Origin of the sequence: Micromonospora sp. NPDC049301, from assembly GCF_040678715.1 — a bacterium.
Taxonomy (GTDB): Bacteria; Actinomycetota; Actinomycetes; order Mycobacteriales; family Micromonosporaceae; genus Micromonospora.
Window position 1 is genome coordinate 308830 of the sequence record NZ_JBFAQO010000007.1, and the last position, 21235, is coordinate 330064.

The 21235-nt window shown below is 70.8% G+C and carries 19 protein-coding genes; 6 read left to right on the top strand and 13 right to left on the bottom strand.

Going from position 1 to position 21235, the window contains the following annotated elements:
* The first annotated feature begins 206 nt into the window (after positions 1–206).
* From AB0K07_RS22690 to AB0K07_RS22705, 4 genes are read left to right on the top strand one after another with little or no spacing between them, the layout of a single operon-like run.
* Positions 207–1541: an extracellular solute-binding protein gene (locus AB0K07_RS22690; RefSeq protein WP_363757402.1), complete on the top strand. Its 1335-nt coding sequence runs from the start codon at positions 207–209 to the stop codon at positions 1539–1541.
* 21 nt (positions 1542–1562) lie between these two features.
* The gene (locus AB0K07_RS22695) at positions 1563–2489 is read left to right on the top strand and encodes a sugar ABC transporter permease (protein ID WP_363757403.1); all 927 of its coding nucleotides are present in this window, start codon (positions 1563–1565) and stop codon (positions 2487–2489) included.
* Between the two features lie 3 nt (positions 2490–2492).
* Complete coding sequence (locus AB0K07_RS22700) at positions 2493–3419, top strand: carbohydrate ABC transporter permease (protein WP_363757404.1); 927 nt, start codon at positions 2493–2495, stop codon at positions 3417–3419.
* A gap of 53 nt (positions 3420–3472) precedes the next feature.
* Positions 3473–4240 carry a DeoR/GlpR family DNA-binding transcription regulator gene (locus AB0K07_RS22705; protein WP_363757475.1) on the top strand — a complete coding sequence of 256 codons (768 nt, stop codon included), beginning with the start codon at positions 3473–3475 and terminating at the stop codon, positions 4238–4240.
* A gap of 16 nt (positions 4241–4256) precedes the next feature.
* On the opposite strand, the gene AB0K07_RS22710 is transcribed toward AB0K07_RS22705, so the two are convergent.
* Positions 4257–5090 carry a class II fructose-bisphosphate aldolase gene (locus AB0K07_RS22710; RefSeq protein WP_363757405.1) on the bottom strand — a complete coding sequence of 278 codons (834 nt, stop codon included), beginning with the start codon at positions 5088–5090 and terminating at the stop codon, positions 4257–4259.
* Positions 5087–6040: a hexose kinase gene (locus tag AB0K07_RS22715; protein ID WP_363757406.1), complete on the bottom strand. Its 954-nt coding sequence runs from the start codon at positions 6038–6040 to the stop codon at positions 5087–5089. Before AB0K07_RS22715 ends, AB0K07_RS22710 begins: the two co-directional genes overlap by 4 nt.
* 245 nt (positions 6041–6285) lie before the next feature.
* Between AB0K07_RS22715 and AB0K07_RS22720 the strand changes: the two genes are divergently transcribed.
* Entirely contained in the window at positions 6286–8067 is a 1782-nt protein-coding gene (locus AB0K07_RS22720; RefSeq protein WP_363757407.1) for a glycoside hydrolase domain-containing protein, read from the top strand.
* 825 nt (positions 8068–8892) lie between these two features.
* On the opposite strand, the gene AB0K07_RS22725 is transcribed toward AB0K07_RS22720, so the two are convergent.
* From AB0K07_RS22725 to AB0K07_RS22740, 4 genes are read right to left on the bottom strand one after another with little or no spacing between them, the layout of a single operon-like run.
* Positions 8893–9651, bottom strand: coding sequence for an amidohydrolase family protein (locus tag AB0K07_RS22725; RefSeq protein ID WP_363757408.1), 759 nt, complete (start codon positions 9649–9651; stop codon positions 8893–8895).
* Positions 9648–10388, bottom strand: coding sequence for a hypothetical protein (locus AB0K07_RS22730; RefSeq protein WP_363757410.1), 741 nt, complete (start codon positions 10386–10388; stop codon positions 9648–9650). The genes AB0K07_RS22725 and AB0K07_RS22730 overlap by 4 nt, the downstream gene beginning before the upstream one ends.
* Positions 10385–11281 (bottom strand): dihydrodipicolinate synthase family protein, encoded by an 897-nt coding sequence (locus AB0K07_RS22735; protein ID WP_363757411.1) that lies wholly within the window; start codon positions 11279–11281, stop codon positions 10385–10387. Before AB0K07_RS22735 ends, AB0K07_RS22730 begins: the two co-directional genes overlap by 4 nt.
* Positions 11278–12453, bottom strand: coding sequence for a DegT/DnrJ/EryC1/StrS family aminotransferase (locus tag AB0K07_RS22740; protein WP_363757412.1), 1176 nt, complete (start codon positions 12451–12453; stop codon positions 11278–11280). Before AB0K07_RS22740 ends, AB0K07_RS22735 begins: the two co-directional genes overlap by 4 nt.
* Before the next feature lie 81 nt (positions 12454–12534).
* On the opposite strand from AB0K07_RS22740, the gene AB0K07_RS22745 reads away from it, so the two are divergent.
* Positions 12535–13755, top strand: a complete 1221-nt coding sequence (locus AB0K07_RS22745) for a hypothetical protein (protein WP_363757413.1) — start codon at positions 12535–12537, stop codon at positions 13753–13755.
* Positions 13756–13807: 52 nt separating this feature from the next.
* On the opposite strand, the gene AB0K07_RS22750 is transcribed toward AB0K07_RS22745, so the two are convergent.
* From AB0K07_RS22750 to AB0K07_RS22780, 7 genes are all read right to left on the bottom strand, one after another.
* Positions 13808–14863 carry a dihydrodipicolinate synthase family protein gene (locus AB0K07_RS22750; protein WP_363757414.1) on the bottom strand — a complete coding sequence of 352 codons (1056 nt, stop codon included), beginning with the start codon at positions 14861–14863 and terminating at the stop codon, positions 13808–13810.
* 8 nt (positions 14864–14871) lie between these two features.
* On the bottom strand, positions 14872–15888 hold the full coding sequence (locus AB0K07_RS22755) for an NAD-dependent epimerase/dehydratase family protein (protein WP_363757415.1): 1017 nt from the start codon (positions 15886–15888) through the stop codon (positions 14872–14874).
* Between the two features lie 207 nt (positions 15889–16095).
* A complete protein-coding gene (locus AB0K07_RS22760; RefSeq protein ID WP_363757416.1) occupies positions 16096–16977 on the bottom strand; it encodes a Gfo/Idh/MocA family oxidoreductase in 882 nt (293 codons plus the stop codon).
* 55 nt (positions 16978–17032) lie between these two features.
* A complete protein-coding gene (locus tag AB0K07_RS22765) occupies positions 17033–18037 on the bottom strand; it encodes a hydroxyacid dehydrogenase (protein WP_363757417.1) in 1005 nt (334 codons plus the stop codon).
* Entirely contained in the window at positions 18034–18933 is a 900-nt protein-coding gene (locus AB0K07_RS22770; RefSeq protein ID WP_363757418.1) for a carbohydrate ABC transporter permease, read from the bottom strand. Before AB0K07_RS22770 ends, AB0K07_RS22765 begins: the two co-directional genes overlap by 4 nt.
* Entirely contained in the window at positions 18930–19859 is a 930-nt protein-coding gene (locus AB0K07_RS22775; protein ID WP_363757419.1) for a sugar ABC transporter permease, read from the bottom strand. Before AB0K07_RS22775 ends, AB0K07_RS22770 begins: the two co-directional genes overlap by 4 nt.
* 62 nt (positions 19860–19921) lie before the next feature.
* On the bottom strand, positions 19922–21163 hold the full coding sequence (locus AB0K07_RS22780) for a sugar ABC transporter substrate-binding protein (RefSeq protein WP_363757420.1): 1242 nt from the start codon (positions 21161–21163) through the stop codon (positions 19922–19924).
* Positions 21164–21235 lie beyond the last annotated feature (72 nt).

The following is a 21235-nucleotide window of genomic DNA, read 5'->3' on the forward strand; positions in this document are numbered from 1 at the left end:
GGTGCCTCGTCCTCATGGTTCATGCGAGCGGGTTTGGAAGGGTCTCCAGAATGGAGCGCTCTGATCGAACCTGTCAAGAAGGCTGCGGAACCGGTCAAGAACATGCATCAGGTCCGGAAGGGACCACCCACGGCCTGAGCAGGAGTTACAGCGAAAGGCCTTGACGTTGCTCGGGGCGGCACCGCAGAATCCCTCCAGGCAACGGCATGATCGTGCACGATTCCAAAGAGAACCGGTCAGGAACGATCACGGCCAGCCAGGATTCCGATCACGACCTTGGCGATGTCCCTGCGTCAGTGGAGGCGGATATGAAGAGATTCGTGCGTTCGTGGGCAGCCGTAGCGGTTGCCGGCCTGACGCTGACAGGTTGCGGCTTCGGCGCCGACGACGGGCAGAGTGAGGGCGGCAGCACGCTGTCGTTCCTGGTGCCCAGCTACAGCGACGGCACTAAGGCGCTCTGGGAGGGCATCATCGCCGACTTTGAGGCGGCCCACTCGGACATCAATGTGGAGCTGGAGATCCAATCCTGGGACAACATCAACGATGTTGTCCGTACCAAGGTCCAGTCGAACGCGGCACCGGACATCCTCAACATCGACGCCTTCTCGGGTTTCGCGGCGGACGACCTGTTGTACTCCGCCGACGAAGTGGTGTCGGCGAACACTGCGGCGGACTTCCAGCAGTCCTTCGCGGACAACGCCTCGATCGACGGCACCATGTACGGCCTGCCGCTGATCGCCTCGGCCCGCACCATGTTCTACAACACCGAACTGTTCGAGCGCGCCGGCGTCGCCGCACCGCCGAAAACGTGGGATCAGTTGCTCGACGCGGCGAAGAAGGTGGCCGGTCTCGGCAACGGCGTCTACGGCTACGGCATGCCGCTGGGCAGCGAGGAGGCCCAGGCGGAGACTTCAATCTGGACCTTCGGCAACGGCGGATCATGGACCAACGGGTCGACCATCGCGGTCAACACCCCCGCGAACCTCGAAGCCGTCACGTTCATGAAACGGATGATCGACGAAAAGGCCACCCAGCCCGACCCCGGGGCTTCCGACCGGACCCCCATGCTGGACGTGTTCATCCAGGGCAAGATTGGCATGGTGGTGGCGCTCCCGCCCACCGTCGGGCAGATCGCGGAGAAGAACCCGAGCCTCAAGTACGCGAGCGCGCCGATCCCCACCAAGGACGGTCAGCCGATGACCCTCGGGGTCGCCGACCACCTGATGGCGTTCAAGAACAAGGGTGACAAGCAGGAAGCGGTCAAGACCTTCCTCGACTACGTGTTCAGCGCACCGGTCTACACGACGTTCGTCGACACCGAGGGATTCCTGCCCACCACCAAGTCCGGTGCAGCGGCGCTGGCCGGCAAGACGAAGATCGCGAGCTTCCTCGAGGTCCTGCCCAACGCCCGGTTCTACCCCAGCACGAACCCGCAATGGGCGACGACCCAGGGCGCGATGCAGAGCCTGATGGGACAGATCGGGCAGGGCAAGGAGCCCGGGACGGTGCTGGATGAAATCCAGGCCAAGGCCAACGGCTAGAGCCTGCGCGGTTCACAAATGATGACCAACCAACTCATGGAAGTGCCGGCACCCGCGATCTCGGCGCGTCGTCAGGCACGCCGGGACCTGGTGGCGGCACTTCCATGGCTGTTGCCGGCGCTGACGCTGATTGTCACTATCGTCCTGTTTCCGGCCGGCTATCTGGTCTGGACCTCGACCCGGGACGTGTCGCCGGTCGGGGTGGACCGCGGCTCGGCCGGGTTCGACAATTATGTGACGCTGTTCGACTCCCCCGCATTGGGCAGGGTGCTGCTCAACACCGCGATCTGGGTGGTCGGCGTCGTCGTGGTGACGCTGCTCGTCTCTATGGCGCTCGCGCAATTCCTTGACAAGGCCTTCCCTGGACGCCGACTGGTTCGACTCGCGGTCATCGTCCCGTGGGCGGCCAGTGTCGTGATGACGGCCACCGTCTTCTACTACGGACTCGATCCCTTCTACGGCGTCATGAACCAGTTCCTGGTCGACCTTGGGATCCTGGATACCGGGTTCGGCTTCACCCGACAGCCGGTGCCGGCCTTCCTGGTGGCCATGGGAGTGGCGGTGTTCGTCTCGCTGCCGTTCACCACGTACACGATCCTCGCCGGGCTGCAGATGGTGCCGCGCGAGGTGGTGGAAGCCGCCTCGGTGGACGGCGCCGGATCGGTGCGGACCTACTGGAGCGTGATCTTCCCGGTCCTGCGGCCGGCGATCGCCGTCGCCGTGCTGATCAACATCATCAACGTCTTCAACTCGCTGCCCATCCTCCGCACGCTGACCGGCAGCATTCCCGGGCACGACGCGGACACCACCACCACATTGATCTTCAAATACATCCAGCAGGACCGCCAGGTCGAGACGGCGAGCGCACTGGGTGTCGTGAACTTCGTCATCGTCCTCGCGGTCATCGGTATCTACCTCCGGGTTGTCCGGCCGATGAGGGACGAGTGAGCCTTGGCGACGACGGCAACCAAATCTCAAGGCGATGAGCGCGCCAAGAAGTCGGTGCGCGCCAGCGGAGACAACGGTCGCACCCGAAGCCGTGGCGGGCAGCGCCACGGCGGCCGCCGATGGTTGATGGCATCGGCCGGCGCGGTGGTGGCGTTGTTCTTCCTGGCACCCTACCTGGTGATGTTGATCGGCTCGTTCAAGCGGCACTCGGAGATCCTGCGCATTCCGGCCACATACGTGCCGACCGAATGGGTGCCCTCGAACTACGCGTCGATGTGGTCCACGCCGGAGACGCCGCTCGCCTACAACCTCGTCTCCACCATAATCATCTCGGCCTGCGGGACACTGCTGGTCCTGGTGGTGGCCATGCCGGCCGCCTATTACACGGCCAAGCACCGCTTTCCCGGACGGCTGGCGTTCCTGCTGCTGGTGCTGGTGACCCAGATGCTCCAGCCGACCGTACTCGCGGCGGGGCTGTTCCGGCAGTTCCTCGCGATCGGCATCGACGACACCTGGCTCGCTATGATCCTCGTCAACGGCGCGTTCAACCTCAGCTTCGCGGTGTGGATCATGCACAGCTTCTTCGCCGGGGTGCCCAAGGAGATAGACGAGGCGGCAATGATCGACGGTGCCAGCAAACTGCAGACGCTGCGGCGGGTAACCCTGCCGGTGGTCTGGCCGGGCATCGTCACCGCGATCATCTTCACGTTCGTCGCGTGCTGGAACGAGTTCGCGGCCAGCCTCGTCATCTTGACCACGGCGGAGAACCAGCCGCTGACCGTCGCCATCACAAAATTCGTCGGTCAGTACGATTCGGCGTGGCAATACGTCTTCGGAGTCTCTATCGTCGGCATCGTGCCCGTGATCATTCTCTTCGCGTTGGTTGAAAAGCGCCTGGTGGCAGGTCTCACGGCGGGGGCCATCAAGTGAGCACGGTCGAGGCCGCCGCCGACCGGGCGGACGGCCGCGACCGCCCCCAGCGCCTGCAGGCGCTGCTCGACATCCTGGGCGCGCGCGGCCGGCTATCCGTCGCCGAGGCGGCCAGCGCCCTGCAGGTCTCCGAGGCGACGGTCCGCCGGGACTTCACCACCCTGGCGGAGCAACAGTTGGCGGCTCGGACGCACGGCGGCGTCGTGGCCACGTCCGTCTCGTACGACCTGCCGGTCCGCTACCGGGGCCGGGGCGACAACGGCGCCAAGGAGCGCATCGCCGCGATCGCCTGCGATCTCGTCGAACTGGGCGACGTGGTCGCGTTCAACGGTGGCACCACCACGTCCGCGACGGCCCGACGACTCGCCGCGCGGGTCGACCTCGCCCAGGCCGATCAGCGGCCGGCCGTGACGGTGGTGACGAACGCACTCAACATCGCCACGGAGATGGTGCTGCGACGCCACGTCCGTACCGTCATCCTCGGCGGTGTGGCACTGCCCCAGTCGTACGAGGTGACCGGGCCGCTGGCCACGATGGTGCTGAACGAGCTGTGGCTCGACGTGCTGATTCTCGGGGTCGACGCGTTTTCCCCCGACGGCGGCACGTCCTGTCACGACGAAGGCGAGGCCGGCATCAACGCGACGATGGTCCGGCGGTCCCGTCGGGTCGTCGTCGTGGCCGGCTCGGAGAAGCTGGGCCGGCACTCCTTTGCCCGGATCTGCGACGTCAACGCGGTGGACACCCTGGTGACCGACGACGGCGCGGACGCGAAGGTCGTCGCCGACCTGCGCGCCGCCGGGGTCAACGTGCTGCTGGCCTGAGGCCCGCCCCGCGCCGTCACGGGGCGAGCAGGGTGACCAGATGGGCGACCTGCCTGGCCACCGCATCCCTGCCCGGACCGAAGTACTTGCGCGGGTCGACCAGGTCCTCGTCGGCGGCGAGCGCACGCCGGACCGCACCCGTAAGGGTCGCGTTGAGATGGGTCGCGATGTTGATCTTCGACATCCCTTGCGCGACTGCCGACCGCAGGCCCGCCTCGGAGACCCCGGACGAGCCATGCAGGACCAGCGGCACCGGCACCTTCGCCGCGATCGCGGCGATCAGTTCGTCGTCGAGGACCGCGTCACGGATCAGCATCGCGTGCGAGGAGCCGACCGCGACCGCGAGCGCGTCGACGCCGGTGGCGGCGACGAAGGCGGCCGCATCGTCCGGATCGGTCCGTACGCCGGGTTTGTGCGCGCCGTCCTTGCCGCCGATCTCACCTAGTTCGGCTTCGACCCAGACCCCGCGCGAATGACACCAGGCGGCGAGTTCCGCGGTCAGGGCGACGTTCTTCTCGTACGAGTACCCGGACGCGTCGACCATCACCGAGGGCACGCCGAGTTCGACCGCCTGCTCGACGAGCTCACGCCGGGTGGCGTGATCCAGGTGTACGCAGACTGGCACGGACGCTTCCGCCGCGATCCGGAGGCAGGCGAGCGCCAGCGGCGCCAGGCTGCCGTGGTAGCGGGCCGTATTCTCCGATAGCTGCAGCACAACAGGGCGTACCGCACGTTCGGCGCCGGCCACGATGCCCTCGGCATGCTCAAGCTGGATGACGTTGAACGCCCCGACGGCCCGGCGGTCCCGCGCCGCCGGGATGACGAGTTCCGCCATCGAAGCCAGCGTCATGCTTCCTCCACTTTCACCTGATCACGCCAGCGCCGGTAGGCACGGACGTCTACCTCACCGGCGACCGGACGGAGCACCGCTGCCGCCGACAGCGCCACCGCGTCGACGAGCAGGCCGCGCCAGTCGACGGCGTCCAGCGACCCGGCGGCCGCGAGCTGCCGGGCGACGGCCGCGCAGGCCGCGTCCCCGGCGCCGGTCGCGTTCCCCTGGATCCGCTCCGGCGGCGCAGCGAGCATGGCCCGATTCGGTCGCACCACAGCCATCCCCTCGGCGCCCAGGGTCAGCACGACGGCGGGGACCTGGCCGGCGGGGGGCAGCAGCCGGCGGGCCGCCCGCACGGCCTCGGCCGGCGTCGAGGGCCGGTGGCCGACCAACTCGGCCATCTCGTCCGCGTTCGGCATCAGCACGGCCCCGCCAGCAGCCGCCACCGCCTGCAGAGCCGGGCCGCTGACGTCCACGACGGCCGGTACTCCGGCGGCGATCGCCGCGTCGACCAAGCGGGCCGGAAGCCCCGGGTCCACGCCGGGCGGCAGGCTGCCGGAGACGACCAGCGCGTCGGCACCGGCCAGGAGTTCACTCACGTGCCGGGTCAGGGCGTCGGCGGCGGCCGGCGGATCCACCGGTGCATAGCCAGGCTCCCACAACGACGTCGTCACTCCGTCGGTCTCCTGTACGACCAGCGTGCGCCGGACGTCCGGCAGTACGTCGAGCAGGTCGGCCGGCACGCCGGCCCGGTCGAGAGCGGCCTGCAGGGCCACGCCCCCCGGACCGCCGCACATGCCGGTGACGAGGACCCGCTCCCCCAGTTCGTGCAGTACCCGGCCGACGTTGACGGCCTTGCCACCGGGGCGTTCGCTGACGGTCCGCACCCGCTGCACCCGGCCCCGGTGCAGTTCCCCCAGCCCATAGGTCACGTCGAGCGCCGGGTTCGGCGCAACGGCGAGAATCACGTTTCCCGCTCGGTCATCGTGACTCCTCGTCAGGGTTTGGTGCCGGCTGCTCAGCATGGAGTTTCATGCTCGATATTACCAAAAAGTTGTCGCTATCGCGCACCCCCTCGACCGGTTCGGCTCGGGTCGACCCCCGCCCAGCTGAGCCCGGCGTCCAAAGTGGCTTCTTGCCTCGCGGCGTGCGCTGATCAATACTGATCGCTATCAGTCGGATCCCGGCAATATCGCTCACAGGAGTTGATCACGTGCCTCCTTCCGCACCGTCGAACATCACCCGTCCACGAACCACAGCGGTCCGATCACGCCGCCTCAGCGTCGGGCTCGCGGCCGTCGCGCTTCTGGTCGGATCCGTCGCCGCACCCACTCCGGCCAGCGCGCGGCAGCCCACGGACGCCCTCAAGATCTGGGTGCCGACCGGCGACTTCGCGTCCTCGTCGTTCGAGCGCGTCCCGCAGGTCACCCCGGAGTCGGTGCCCACCGGTACCGACCGACAACTGTCCTTGACGACCGTCCGGGGCGGACAAGCGTCCGCCCAAATCGCCGTGGCCAGCACCCAGGACCTCGAGAAACTCCGGGTGCAGGTTGGTCCGTTGAAGCCGACCGGCAAGGGCGGCGCGATCTCGAAGGCGATCCAGGTCCGCTATCCCGCCTACATCCCCGACGACCGGGGCGGGATGATCGCCGACCCGCTGCGCGAGGTCGACCGGGTGGACGTGCCCGCCGGCCAGGCGCAGCCGGTCTGGTTCACCCTCGCCGTACCACCGGACGCCCGCCCCGGCACCTATCACAGCCGGATCACCGTGACCGCCCACAAGGTCAAGGCGGTCGAGTACGACCTGACGGTGGAAATCGCCGACGTGACCCTGCCGCCGGTCGCCGAGCGGGACTTCCACCTGAATCTTTGGTTCCAGCCGGACACCGTCGCCGACCAGGCCGGCCTCGAACTGTGGTCCGACCAGCACTTCAAGGCCATCCGGCCGTACCTGGAGGACCTGGCCTCGCGCGGCCAGCGCGTCATCAACTCGGCGATCGCCGAGGACCCGTGGCCGGTGCTGTGGCCGGACGGCCAGTGGCGGTCGCAGACCTACGTGCCGTACCACTCGACCGTCGACTGGTTCCACGACGGCGAGCAGTGGTCGTTCGACTTCGCCAACTGGGACCGTCTGGTCGAGGAGGGTATGCGGGCCGGCGTCGGCCCGTACATCCACGCCTTCGGGCTGCTGATGTTCCGCGGCTACCAGCACGTCGTCTACACCGACACCCGGACCGGTCAGCGGGTGGACCAGGAGGTCTCACTGGGTGGCGCGGAGTGGAAGGACGCCTGGTCGGCGTTCCTCGTCGCGTTCGAGGACCACGTACGGGACCGGGGCTGGCTGGACCGGACCTACCTCGCCTTCGACGAGCGGCCCGCGAGCGAGATGCAGGTGGCCATCGACCTGGTTCGGGAGGTCGCACCGGTCTTCGTCGACCAGATCGCGATCGCCGGATCCGCGAGCACCGACGCGTTCGCGCAGGACCTGTCGCTCAACTACTCCGACGTTGACGACTGGTCGCAGGAGATGATCGACCGGCGCAGGGCGGAGGGCAAGAAGACCACCTTCTACACCTGGTCAAACCCGGCCTACCCGAACACGGTGACCCCGGCCGCACCCCTCGGCGCACGCGTGCTGTCCTGGCTCGGCGCACAACGCAACCTCGACGGCTACCTGCGTTGGGCGTACAACTCGTGGCCGCAGGACCCGTACACCGACGGGTCCTACCGCTACCGCCAGGGCGACGAGTACCTCGTCTACCCGGGCAAGGACGGACCGGTGTCGAGCATCCGGTGGGAGCTGTTCCGCGACGGTCAGGATGACTTCGCCCTGCTCGACCAGCTAGCCGAACGCGGTGGCCAGGACCACCCGGTGCGGGTGGCCGCGCTGGCCGGTGTCGAACCCGCGGCCACCCCCGGGCCGGCCGCCTACCAGGCGCTGCTCGACGCCCGAGCGGCGGTCGTCGAGGCATTGGCGGACTACCCGACCGACTGACCACCGGCCGCCACCGGCACGGCCGGCGGCTTGCCGCGCACGCCGTGTCGCGTGACCTGCGGCGGCCACCGCCAATCGGCCGCGAGCGCCCCTCAAAGGCCGCCTCGACGGAGCGGGCGGTGGCCGTCGCGGCCCCCGCATGCCCGCACACGAACAGGCATCGCCCACCTCTTCAAGCACCTGATGTTCCATCCGTTTACAGCACGGCACGCCCTACGGGCCGAGGGCAATCGACCACTGAAGTTCGGTTTCGCTTCCGGCTGAAGACGATGGCGTCCCTACTGAACGTTGGTGGCGCTAGCCGGTGAAGTGCGGCTTGCGCTCAACACGAGGCACCCGGAGGCCCCCCAGCTCAGGAACGGACGCAGTTGCCTGTGCGTCCATAAGGGTCGGCTACATCAAGAGATCATGTGGGATGTCTCGTGCGAGGCGCCTCGTGCCGGGGCAAGGCCGACGATGCTCGGTGCCGAGGAGATGCTCGAGAAGGCTACGGACAACGAAGTCCTCACTAAGGGGCGGGGCGTCGAACTGCCGGGCTGGTGTCCCTGCCATCAACTCGCTCACCCAACCAAGAGCTTCGAAGGGTCCTGTCGTTGCTGCACGCAGGTCGCGGCCATCGGGGTGGATCCGGTTGCGTCCGTCGCAGTATCCCGACCTCCGAGCACCATCGGAGCACCAACCGGATCGGGCAAGTGCGGGATCACTACGTTGTTGATCGCGTCGGGCCGGTGGGCCCTTCCCAACTTCGATCTCGTTGAGATCGAAGTTGGGGAAGGGCCGCCGGTGTGACGCCTCGCGGGCGCTGCCGGGCGGCGGCCCGCTGCCTCATCCGCTGGCTCGGGAGACCGTGTGGGCGGACAGGTCGAGCCGGAACAGTTCGGCGGCGTTGCGCCAGGCGACCCGCTCGGCCAGTTCGGGCGCCAAGTTGGCGGCGAGCACCGCCCCGTACGCGGCGGCCGGATCGATCAGCGTGGCGTCGGTGCCGAAGAGCAACCGCCGTGGGTTCACGGCCGCCGCCACCGCGGCGAAGCGACCCGCCTCCGTGTGCGAGAAGCAGGGCTCCAGCCAGAGCCGATCCACCCCGTTGGCCGCCTCGATGGCGTGCCGCCACCCGTTCGCGCCCATGTGCCCGGCGATGGCCCGCGCCCCGGGGACGTCCGCCACCGCCTGGGCCAGGTCGAGCGGCGTCGTGTCCCAGGTGTGCACGAGGGCGGGCAGGCCGTGCGCGGCGGCCAGTTCCAGGGCCGCCCGGGTCTGCGCGGAGTTCGCCGGCGAGCCGGTGTAGTCGGTGTGGATCTTCACGCCGACGAACCGGCCGGTGGGCAGCAGCTCGCGCAGGTCCCGTTCGGCGTCGTCCAGCCGGCGCGGGTTGATCGTCAGGTAGCCGAGCAGCCGGTCGTTGCCCTCCAGCACGCGGGCCATCGCCCGGTTGCCGGCGGCCGCGTCGTAGATCACCGCCTCGGTGGCGGAGACCACGGCCAAGTCGATGCCGTACCGGTCCATCACCGCGAGATTGGTCGCGACCGCGCCGACCTCCATGCTGAAGAACCACGGCCCCCAGTGGGCGTGCACGTCGATGATCATCGGGCCAGCCCCAGGATCCGGCGGGCGTTTCCCCCGGTCACCGCCGCGACCGCGGACGGACCGATCCCGGTCCGGGCCAGCCGCAGCCGCGGCACGACGGGCTCGTAGAACGGGGTGCGGGAGCCGTAGAGCAGGCGCTCGACGCCGAGGTGCGCGGCGACGGTCTCCAGCGCATCCGGCGAGTTGAGCAGCCGGGTGGAGGTGTGGAAGCCCGGCTCGTCGCGGGCCACCACCACGAAGTCGCCCAGGTGGTAGAAGTGCGTGTCGAGGAAGACTACGGTCGCGCCGCGCAGCGGCCGCCAGAACCGGCGGACGTCTCCGCCGGTGAGGACGACCAGGCCGGCCTCGGCGGCCCGGCGGGCGACATGCCGCACAGACGGGAAGTCCGCCTCGACGCGCTGCTCGTCGGGGAACAGCCGAACGGCCCGGAAGCCGCGCTCGGCGAGCCGGACGACCTCCCGCTCGGCGCCGAGCGGGTCGCGCAGGTCCAGCCCGCCGACCGGCAGTACGCCGGGGCCGGCGAGGGCGGCCACCTCGTCGTTGCCGCTGCGCACGTCGAACAGGGCGGCGCGCAGGCTCGCCACGGCTGCCCGCTCGATGCCGTTGGCGGCCAGCGTGTCGGCGACCGCCGCCGGCTCGCCGCCAGGCCCGGGCCGATCGGCGTACCGGCCGACGAGCACGTCGATGTCGAGGGTGATCGGCGGCAGGTCGCCGGCCACGAATGGGTTGCCGGTCACCCGCGCCCCGCCACCCGCAGCACCCGGTCCCGGTCGCCGTCGGGCAGCGCCGGTGCGTGCGGGTCGCCCGCGTGGCCCACCGGGATCCGCCCTTCCTCGGCGGCGATCCAGAGCATGCGCTGCACGTACCCTTCCATCGGTTCGGTGAACGTGACCTCGGCCTGCCGGTCGAGGTCGGCGGAGGCGGTGACGAACTCGTCGTAGCGCTTGTCGGCGTAGGCCCGCAGCACCCGGGCGGTGACCGGGACCGCGGCGGCGGCCAAGCCGACCAGGGCTGCCTCGGCGCCCCACATGAGCGACGGGCCGAACATCCGGTCCTCGCCGGTGACCGCCAGCCGGTCGGCGCGGTGCGCGGCGGCCAGGGCTGCCTGGCAGGCGAGGGCGTCGTGCAGCCGGGCCACCTTCACCCCGGCGACACCGGGGTGTCGCAGCAGCTCGGCCAGCGTGGGCTCGGCGTACGGCCGCAGGTAGAGGTCGAAGGCGAGCATCGGCAGGCCGGCGGCGTGCCAGAGCGCGTCGTGGTGGGCAACGGGATCGTTGTGCACCGGGAAGACCAGCAGGCCGGCCGCACCGAGGGCGGCCGCCCGCGCCGCCTGCGCAACCACCTCGTCGGTCCGCTCCCCCGGCTGGCCGCCGACGCCGACGATCACCGGCGCCCCAGTGTCGACGGCGCGGCGGATGACCAGAGCGCGGGTGGACTCGTCGTGGTACGGGCCGCGTCCGGTGTGCGCAAGCACCGCCAGGGCGTCCGCCCCGTCGGTGACCAGCCCTCGCAGATAGCGGCCGAGCACGTCCGGGTCGACGGCGCCGGTCGCGTCCACCGGGGTGGCGGTCGCGGCGATCAGCCGCCAGCGCAGCCGGTCGCGCAGCGCGGCGGCGATCGGAGCGATCACGAGGTCACCGCGGCGCGGACGGCCCGGGCGATCTCGTCGACGTGGGCGTCGGTGTACCGCTCGTTCCAGTCGACCACCAGTAGGGTCCGCTCGATCATCCGCTCGGCGATCGGGAACGACCCGGGTCCGTAGGCCGGCAACCGGTCCGCCGGTGGCACGGTCAGCGGGAAGCGGGAGTCGCCGTAGACGGGGGCCTCGGTCAGCGCCGGGGCGCAGTGCAGCGGCTGTTCCAGGTAGCCGGCGCGGGCGGGGATCCCGGCGGCGGCTAGTTTCCCGGCCACCCCGTGGTTGGTCAGCGGCGGGTCCAGCACGATCGGGAACAGCCACCAGGCGTGCGCGTCCACGTCCGCCGGCAGGTGCACGCCGGGCAGGTCGGCCAGCGCGTCGACCAGCCGCCGGGCGGTGCGTCGCCGGTCGGCGAGCACCCCCGGCAGCTTCGCCAACTGGGCCCGGGCGACGGCTCCGGCGAGCTCGGTCATCCGGTAGTTCAGGCCGAGGCCGACGTGCCGGCGGGACTCGTCGCGCGGCCAGCCCTTGTCGGCGAAGAGCCGCATCCGGCGGGCCAGCACCGCGTCGTCGGTGACGGCCAGACCGCCGTCGCCACAGGTGATGTGCTTCCACTGCTGGAGGCTGAAGCACCCGATCGCGCCGGCCGCGCCGGCGAGGGTGCCGTCCGGGTAGCGGGTGAGCCACGCCTGGGCGCAGTCCTCGATCAGCGGCACGCCGGCGGCATCGGCGACCGCGCGCAGGTCGGCGGCAGCGCCGAACAGGTGCACCGCGAGGATCGCCCGCGTGCGCGGCCCGATCGCGGCGGCGACCGCCGCCGGATCCAGGTTGCCGGTGTACGGATCGACGTCGGCGAACACCGGCACCGCGTTCTGCGCGAGAATGGGCGCGACCGTGCCGAAGTCGCTGATCGGAGAGGTGATGATCTCGTCGCCCGGATCCGGCGCGACGGCGGCGACGGCCAGGTGCAGGGCCGCGGTTCCCGAACTGGCGGCGACGGCGTGCGACACTCCATGGCGGTCGGCCATCTCGCGTTCCAGGGCGCGGACCTCCGTGCCCCAGACCGAGCTGAGCATGCCTGACTCGAGCACCCGGCTGACCGCGGCCAACTCCTCCGCGCCGATCGTCCGGCCGCTGGCGTCGGCCATGCTGGGAAACGACGACACGTACCCTCCCGGGCTACAGTAATACCGGGCCTGACCGTAATCTTGTGCTGCGAACAATGCAACCCCCGACAGGAGGCAGCGGTGACCATCGAGATCGGGGTCATCGGTCCGCACGACCTGGTCGACGACGTGGCCGCGACCTGCGAGGAGCAGCCCGGCGTCACCGCCCGCCGGCTGCACTACGACCACGAGTCGCAGGCCCCCGCGATCGTCGAGGCGCACGCCGGCCAGGTGGACGCGTGGCTGTTCACCGGCGTGGTGCCCTACACCCTCGCCCGGGATGCGAACTCCCTCAACCGTCCGGCGGTCTTCGTCGACTACACCGGAGCGACGCTGCTCCAGGCCGCCGTGCGGTTGTTGCGCGCCGGGCACGACGTCACCCGGATGTCGATCGACACCGTCACCGGCGCCGACGTCGCGACCACCTTCGGCGAGGCGGTCCTGCCGATGGACCGGGTCCGGTCGCTGCCGTACCGCAGCGGCCTCAGCTCGGAGGACGTGGTGGCATTCCACCAGCGGCAGCGCAAGGCCGGCGCGGACGTCGCGGTCACCTGCATCAGCTCGGTGTACGAGGTGCTGCGCCACGAGATGCCCGCGTTCCGCCTGGCCCCGTCGAACCACTCGGTCCGCACGGCGCTGCGCCAGCTCCTGCTGCAGGTGGGCAGCCAGGCCCAGGAGGACGCCCAGATCGCGCTCGGCCTGGCCAACCTCTCCGACGGCGACGACGGGCTGCTCAAGGAGGTCGCCGGGCTCGGGGGCACGCTCGCGCGGTTCGCCCCGGACACGTACCTCATCGTCACCACCCGTGGCCCGCTGCACGACGCGACCGGCGGGTTCACCGCGCTGCCGATGCTGCGCCGCCTCGCCGACCGGCACGAGACCGTACAGATCGGCTTCGGCCTGGGACGCAGCGCCGCAGAGGCGGAGAACCTGGCGCGGCGGGCGCTGAGCCGGGCACGCCGGGTCGGCCCGACCACGGCGGTGCTGTCGCTGCGCGGCGAGACCGACATCGTGCTCGAGTCGACCACGCCGGCCCCGCCACCGTCGGAGGTGAACCTGGCCGTCATCGCCCAGCGGGTCGGCCTGTCGGTGCCCACCCTGCTGCGGCTGCGGGAGGTGCGCACGACGGTCGGCGACGAGCCGCTGACCAGCCGGGAGGTGGCCGACCAGCTGCGCGTGCAACAACGCACCGCCCGACGGATGCTGTACCGGCTGGAGCTGGCCGGCCTGGCCGAGCGGACCGGCAACCTCGCCTCCGGCACCAGCGGCCGCCCGCTGACGCTCTACCGGCTGACCCTCTGAGACGATCCGGCCCACGCCCCCGTCGGCGTGGACCGGATCCTCTCGGCACGCGTCAGGACAGCCACTCGTCCAGGTGTTCGGCGACGAAGTCGTCGTCGCGCAGGTGCTGGTAGGCCCGGTGCACCCGGTCGAGTTCGGCGAGCTGTCCCGGCGAGAGCTCCTCGTCCGGGTCCAGGCACCACCGGCCGGCCAGCAGGCCCTGCCGGCGCAGCACCTCGTGGATGCCGGGAATGCAGCCGTGGTAGCCGTTGGCGGCGTCGAAGATGGCCGCGTTGGCGTCGGTCAGGTGACCGTCCAGGGTGAGCAGCCGACGCAGCGCGGTGTCGTCACCGGCCCGGGCCCGCCGGGCCTCGTCGAGCAGGGTCACCGCGGTGCGCGCCCAGACCGCCCACTGGCCGAGCAGGCCGCCGACGAACTCGACCTCCACCGCCCGCCCGTCGACGACGACCCGGTGCGGCGCCACCAGGTCGGCCAGGATGTGGTCGTCGTTGCCGGTGTAGAGGGCGAGGTCGCCGTTGCGGCCGGCCGCGCAGACGCCGTGCAGCACGTCGAGCGTGCGGTAGCGGTCGAACGGCGCCACCTTGATCCCGACCACCGAATCGAGGGCGGCCAGCCGGGCCCAGAAGTGCCGGGACAGCACCCGGCCGCCGACGGCCGGCTGCAGGTAGAAGCCGATCACCGGCAGGACCTCGCCGACCGCCCGGGCCCGTTCGACGAGAGCGTCCTCGTCCAGCGGCCCGTACGGCGACAGCAGCACCATGTGGTAGCCGAGCGAGGCCGCCAGTTCCGCCTCGGCGACGGCCTGCGCGGTGTCCCCGCAGGCCCCGGCGACCAGGATCGCGTCCGAGCCGGCCGCGGTCTCGGCGGCCAGTTCCAGCACCGGGGCGAGCAGGCCCACCTGCGGGTCGTGGATGGCGAACTGGGTGGTGTGCACGCCGACGGCGATGCCGCCGGCGCCGGAGGCGAGGTAGTAGCGGGTCAACGCCCGCTGCCGGCGCTCGTCGAGCGTGCGGTCGGCGTCCAGGGCGAGCGGGTGGGCGGGGATGACGCACCCGTGCCGGAACCGGGCCAGCGCGGCGGCCTGTCGGGTGCTCGATGCGGTCAACACGGTCTCTCCTAGAACTTGCCGTCGCGGCGCTGGAAGCCGGTCGGCTTGTCGAGCAGGGGCTGGCCGTCGGCGACCCAGTCCGCCGTCAGTTCGATCAGCTCGGCGAGGGGTACGTCGGGGTAGCCGAACAGGCCGTGGCAGAGCTGGGCGTTGGACAGCAGCGCGGTCGGCGCCTCGGTGCCGGTGAGGATCGGCTCGCGGCCCAGCCGCGCGGCGACCGCGGCGGCTATCTGGCGGACCGAGACCAGCTCCGGCCCGGTCAGGTTCAGCACGAACGGCGGTGTGGCGGTGTGGTGCAGGGAGCGCAGGACGACCTCGTTGGCGTAGCCCTGCCAGACGACGTTGGCGTGTCCCATGGTGAGGTCCACCGCCTGGCCGGCGTGCACGGCGCGGGCGATGTCCACGAGCACGCCGTAGCGCATCTCGACGGCGTAGTTGAGGCGGATCAGGGCCAGCGGGGTGTCGTCGCGCAGCGCGAAGTTGGTGAGGATGCGCTCGCGGCCCAGGCAGGACATCGCGTACTCGCCGACCGGCTGGAGCGGGGTCTGCTCGACGCAGCCGCCGGCGGTCACCGGCACGAGCGGGTAGACGTTGCCGGTGCTCAGCGCCACCAGGCGTGACCCGGCGAAGCGCTGCGCGACCCGGCCCGGCAGGTAGGTGTTGGTGGCCCAGGTGGCGTGCTCCCGGCCGGAGGTGCCGAACTTGGCACCGACCAGGAAGACGACGTTCGCCGCGTCGGGCAGCGCGGCCAGCGCGGCGTCGTCGGCGACGTCCGCCTCGACCACCTCGGCGCCCTCATCGCGCAGCGCGTCGGCCAGGCCTGCCTCGGAGAAGCGTGACACGGCGACGACCCGCGCGCCGGTGCCCGCCGCCGCGACCCCCCGCAGCGCCAGCCGCACCAGGCTGGGCCCCAGCTTGCCGCCCGCGCCGAGGACCAGGATGTCGCCGTCGAGCTTGCGCAGGTCGTCCACCAGGACGTCCCGCGGGCGGGAGAGCCGCTCCTCCAGGTCCGTCACCGTACGCATGCCACCACACCCCTTCCGAAGTAACGGTCATGACCGTAACTTCCGGCCACGGGAGCGTCAAGGTGTCCGGGGAGGTGGGTCGACCGGCGCGGGCTCGACGGGCACGGCGAACCGGCCGTCCGGTTCGCACGTCAGGGGCAATCGGCCGGCTGCCCGGTGTCAGGCCGGGCGGGCTGCGCGGCGTCCGGCCGGGCGGGCTGCGCGGCGTCAGGCCGTGGCGCGCGCTGCGGCGAGAAGGCCCAGCACCGCCCGGGTCTGCGCCCACGGCACCGGGCTCGGCCCACCTCGGACCATGCCCCGGAACGCGTCGATGGTGGCCCGGTAGCCGAGCTGGTCCGGGCCGCCGCGCAGCACCACCCGCTGCTCCCCACCGCCGGTGTGGACGGTCACCTCGTACGCCTCGCCCTCGCTGACCCCGAGCACCTCGACCGCGCCGGGCACCCCGTCCTCCCACTGCAGCGCCAGCAGCCCGGTGTCCTCGGAGTGCAGTCCCCGGTGCCGGCGTACGGTGCCCGCGGCCCCGACCAGCCGTACCGCCGGCCCGAGCAGCGCGACCAGCAGCTCCACGCCGTGCAGTCCCATCATCACCAGTGTGCCGCCACCGACGGCCGGGTCGTCCTGCCACGGGTTGTAGCCGGTGGCCCAGAGGCCGACATCGTGGCGCACCGTGGCCCGGACCGACAGCACCTCGTCGCGCGGCACGTCGAACGCCACGAAGTCCGGCGCGAAGCGCAGCACCGAGGAGGTGAGCACGAGCTCGGGCGCCCGCTGCACGACGCGTTCCAACCGGTCGAGCTGCCCGAGGGTCGCGGCGGCCGGCTTGTTGACGAAGCAGGGCAGCTCGCGGGCCAGCACCTGGGCCAGCGCGTCCGGCACGTCCGGGGTCGGGACGGTGAGCACCACTCCGTCCGGGCCGGTCGCCAGCAGCGCGGCCAGGTCCGGCGCCACGGCGACGTCCGGCTGCTCGGCCCGGAACCGGGCCAGCCGCTGCGGATCGGGCTCCCACACCACCAGCTCAGCGTGGTCACGCAGCGCGCGGGCGTCGGTGTAGGGGTGACTGGTGGCGAGTCCGGCCAGAGCGATGCGCATGAGCGCAGAGGCTACTTCTCCGGTCTCCGGCCGCGCCAGAGCAGGTCAGCCCGGGTCAGCCCGTCCGGGCGAGCTGCTCCGGCCGCACCTCGTGGGCCAGCGGCCGCCCGCGGAGGAACCGGTCGATCTCGGCCACCACGATCGCGCCGGCCCGCCGCCGCGACTCCACCGTCCCGGCCGCCTCGTGCGGCGTCAGCAGCACGTTCGGCAGCCCGCGGAGCGGATGGTCGACCGGCAGCGGCTCGGCGTCGAAGACGTCCAGCGCGGCGTCGATCCGGCCGGTGCGCAGCGCGGCGAGCAGCGCGGTCTCGTCCACCAGCGCCGAGCGGGCGGTGTTGACCAGCAGCGCCCCGTCCGGCAGCAGGGCGAGCTCGCGTGCCCCGATCATCCCGGCGGTCTCCGGCAGCACCGGAGCATGCAGGGAGACCACCAGGCTGCGGGCAAGCAACTCGTCGAGGCCGACCCGTTCGACGCCCAGCGTCACGGCCTCCGCGCCGGACAGGTAGGGGTCGGCCACGAGCACCCGCGCTCCGAGCGCCCGCACCAGGCCGAGGTACGCCCGGCCGGTCCGGGACGCGCCGACCACCCCGACCGTCGCGCCGCGCAGCTCCCGGCGGGGCGGGGCGCCCTTCGCGCTCGCCCAGTCGGCCCCGGTGCGCAGCGCGTGGTCGAACCGGTGCAGCCGGTGCAGCAGCGCGAGGGTCAACGCGAGGGCCTGCTCCCCCACTGCGTACGCCATCGCGTCGCCGGCCTGGGTGACGCGTACCCCGCGGGCGAAGCTCTCCGGGGTGACGAACGGTTTCACGCTGGCCCCGGTGTGCGCGAGCAGCCGCAGCCGTGGCGCGGCGGCGAGCGCCGCGGCCGTCAGCGGTGCGGTTCCCCAGCCGGTGACGACGACGTCGGCGTCGGCGAGCAGTCCCGCGAGCACGGCCTCGTCGCCCACGTCGGCGCGGTCGGCGGGCAGCCGCACCTCGCCGAGGCGCTGCAGCGCGGCCCAGGTGTCGGGGTCGAGGAACAGCTCGCGGACGTACGGCGTCGCCGCCACGGCGATGACGGTCACCCCTTGATGCCCGTGGTGGAGACGCCCTCCTGGAAGTACCGCTGGCCAATCAGGTAGGCCATGAAGATGGGCACGAACGCCACCACCGAGCCGGCGAGCAGCATGTTCAACGGCACGTTCTCCTGTTGCAGCGAGGCGATGCCGGTGGTGAGGGTCCGCATGTCGAGGCTCTGCCCGACGATGAGCGGCCACAGGAAGTCGTTCCAGTGCCAGAGGAAGACGAAGACGCCCAGTGTGGCCAGGATCGGCTTGATCAGCGGCAGCACGATCGAGACGTACACCCGCCACTCGGAGCAGCCGTCCAAGCGGGCCGCCTCGAACAGCGAGTCGGGCAGCGACGCGATGAACTGGCGCATGAGGAAGACCGCCTGGGCGTTGGCCAGCGTCGGCACGATCATGCCCCAGTAGGTGTCCACGCCGTTCAGCTCGGAGATGATGATGAAGGTCGGGATCATCGTGACGTGGTACGGCACCATCAGCATCGCCAGGAACGACCAGAACATCGTCTCCTTGCCCGGGAATCGCTTCTTGGCGAAGGCGTAGCCGGCCATCGAGGCGAACAGCAGCACGCCGACGACGGACACCACCGAGTAGACGAGCGTGTTCCCCATCCAGCGCAGCACGCTCTTGGCACCGATGACCTGGTCGTACGCCTCCGTGGAGAACGGCCAGGGCAGCAGACTGTCCGGGAAGGTGACCGGCCCGGTCGGCTTGAGCGACAGCACGACCATCGCGTAGAAGGGGAAGAGGGTGAGCACGGCACCAGCCAGCAGCAGCGCGGTGCGCCCGATCACCCAGCCCCGGCCGGCCCGGTCCGCGCGGTAGGGACGCCAGGCCCGCCGGGGCCGTTCGGTGGCCGGGGCGGCGGCGGCCGGGGGCGTGATGGTGTCGGTCATTCTTCCCTCCCCAGGGTCAGCCGCTGGATCAGCGCCACGACGATCGTCATCACGAACAGGGCGACCCCGACCGCGCTGGCGTAGCCCAGGTCGAAGTACTTGAACCCCTGGTCGTAGAGCAGGTAGACGAGGCTGTAGCTGGAGCGGACCGGCCCGCCGCCGGTCATCACGTAGATCATGTCGAAGACCTGGAACGACACGGTGGTCTCGATGATGGCGACGAAGAACAGCGCGGGCCGCAGCTGCGGCAGCGTGACGTACCGGAAGCGCTGCCAGGCCGAGGCGCCGTCGGTCAGCGCCGCCTCCTCCAGTTCCGCCGGGATGTCCTGGAGCCGGGCGAGCAGGATGAGCATGCCGTAGCCGAAGCGGGACCAGACCGATACCAGCACCAGGGCCGGCACCACCAGCGCGCTGTCGGCGAGCCAGGAGCCGGCCGGCAGGCCCAGCGCGCCCATCGCCCGCGACCACGGCCCACCGTCGGCGAAGACCCAGGTGAAGACCACCCCGGCGAGGACCAGGCTGGTCACCACGGGCAGGAAGAAGATGGACCGGAAGAGCTTCGCGCCGCGAAAGGCGCGGCGGGTCAGCAGTGCCATGCCGAGGGAGGCCAGCATCGACAGGGGTACGGACAGCGCGGTGAAGAGGACCGTGACGCGCAGCGCCGACCAGAAGGTCGGGTCGTCGATGAGTCGGCGGAAGTTCTCCAGGCCGGCCCAGCTCGTGTCACCGCCGATGGTGTAGTCGGTGAAGCCGAGGATCACTCCGGCGATCGCGGGGGTGAACCGGAAGATGGCGAAGAGCAGCAGGAACGGCAGGACGAACAGCAGGGCCGTGCCGGCCTCACGGGCGGACGGCCGGCGGAGGCGCCGGACCTCGCTCCCCGGCCGGCGTGGCCGCCGGACCTGGCTCTCCGGTAGTGCAACCATCTGACAACCTTTCTCGGCGGCTCGCGGTGGGCAGGGTACGCCCACCGCGAGCCGCGCCAGGATCAGCGGAGCAGCGGTGCGGCGGCCTTCGCCGCGTCGTCGAGCGCCTGCTCCACTGACTTCTTGCCGAGCAGGGCGGCCTGGATCTCCGGGAAGAGGACGCCCTGGACGTCCCGGGCCTTCTCGTGCAGCGGGCCGACGGTGCTGGTGGCTACCTGCTGCTCCTGCACACTGAGGACAGGGTCACCGGCGTAGAGCGTGCCGGTGGACTTCCGCGGGGAGAAGAAGTTGGAGGCCAGGTCGTACTTCTTCGTGTTCTCGGCGTTGGTCGCGAAGGCGATCCACTTGCCGGCCGCCTCCTTGTTCTTGGCGCCCTTCAGCATCGACAGGGAGCCAACGGTGCCGTAGCCGATCTGCTTGACGTCGGTGAGGTGCGGGACGGCCTGGATGTTCTCCTTGCCCCACAGCTTCTCGACCTCCGCCACCGGCACGTGCCAGACGCAGCCGACCTTGTTCTGGCCGATGCGGGTCTGCTCGATCGACGGGACGTTGGTGATCAGGCTCTTGTCGACGTAGCCGCCGTCGACGAGTTGCTTCACAAAGGTCAGCGCCTTCTTTCCGGCGTCGCTGTTGAAGGCGACCGACGTGCCGTCCGGGCTGAACACGTCACCGCCGGCCGACCACAGCAGCGGGTAGAAAGTCTGGTTCAGGGTCTGCTTGGAGTCACCGGGGTACGCCGCGATGTCGTAGCCCTTGGCCTTGAACTTCGGCGCCAGGGTGAGCAGGTCGTTCCAGCTGGTGGGGTAGGTCGTCTCGCCGACGGCGGCGAAGACCTTCTTGTTGCAGATCGGGGTGGCGGCGCTGGTGAGGATCGGCGCGCCCATCATCTTGCCGTCGATGCTCACCGACTTCGTCAGGTTCTCGTGGTAGTCGCTCTTGGCCGCGTCGTCGAGGTACTTGTCGACCGGCTCGATGTTGCGGGCGTACTTGGGCAGCTGGTCGGGGATCAGGTAGACGACGTCGGGCCCCTTGTTGCCGGCGATGGCGGTGGCCAGCGCCTGGTCCCGGTTGGCCCAGGGGAAGACTTCGGTCTTGACCTCGATGTTCGAGTTGGCGGACTGGAACGCCTTGACGGTCTCGTCCCAGTGCGCGCGGTGCTTCGCCTCGTCGACGATCACCGGATATATCCACATCGTCACGGTGGTCTTGCCGGAGCCACCGGAGCCGGAACCGCCACAGCCCGTGGCCACGAGTGCGGCGACGAGCGCCACCGCGACGGCCGACAGCCTCTTGCGAACACGCATCTCGCATCCTTCCGGGGGAGTCAGGTTCGCCGTACATTAACTTACGGTCCGGGCCGATACTAGAGCCGAAGA

Coding starts and splice junctions, on each gene's coding strand:
- AB0K07_RS22690 (WP_363757402.1), top strand. CDS start 207: ATGATCGTGCACGATTCCAAAGAGAACCGGTCAGGAACGATCACGGCC.
- AB0K07_RS22695 (WP_363757403.1), top strand. CDS start 1,563: ATGACCAACCAACTCATGGAAGTGCCGGCACCCGCGATCTCGGCGCGT.
- AB0K07_RS22710 (WP_363757405.1), bottom strand. CDS start 5,090: ATGACGCTGGCTTCGATGGCGGAACTCGTCATCCCGGCGGCGCGGGAC.
- AB0K07_RS22725 (WP_363757408.1), bottom strand. CDS start 9,651: ATGATCATCGACGTGCACGCCCACTGGGGGCCGTGGTTCTTCAGCATG.
- AB0K07_RS22755 (WP_363757415.1), bottom strand. CDS start 15,888: ATGCGTACGGTGACGGACCTGGAGGAGCGGCTCTCCCGCCCGCGGGAC.
- AB0K07_RS22760 (WP_363757416.1), bottom strand. CDS start 16,977: ATGCGCATCGCTCTGGCCGGACTCGCCACCAGTCACCCCTACACCGAC.
- AB0K07_RS22770 (WP_363757418.1), bottom strand. CDS start 18,933: ATGACCGACACCATCACGCCCCCGGCCGCCGCCGCCCCGGCCACCGAA.
- AB0K07_RS22775 (WP_363757419.1), bottom strand. CDS start 19,859: ATGGTTGCACTACCGGAGAGCCAGGTCCGGCGGCCACGCCGGCCGGGG.
- AB0K07_RS22780 (WP_363757420.1), bottom strand. CDS start 21,163: ATGCGTGTTCGCAAGAGGCTGTCGGCCGTCGCGGTGGCGCTCGTCGCC.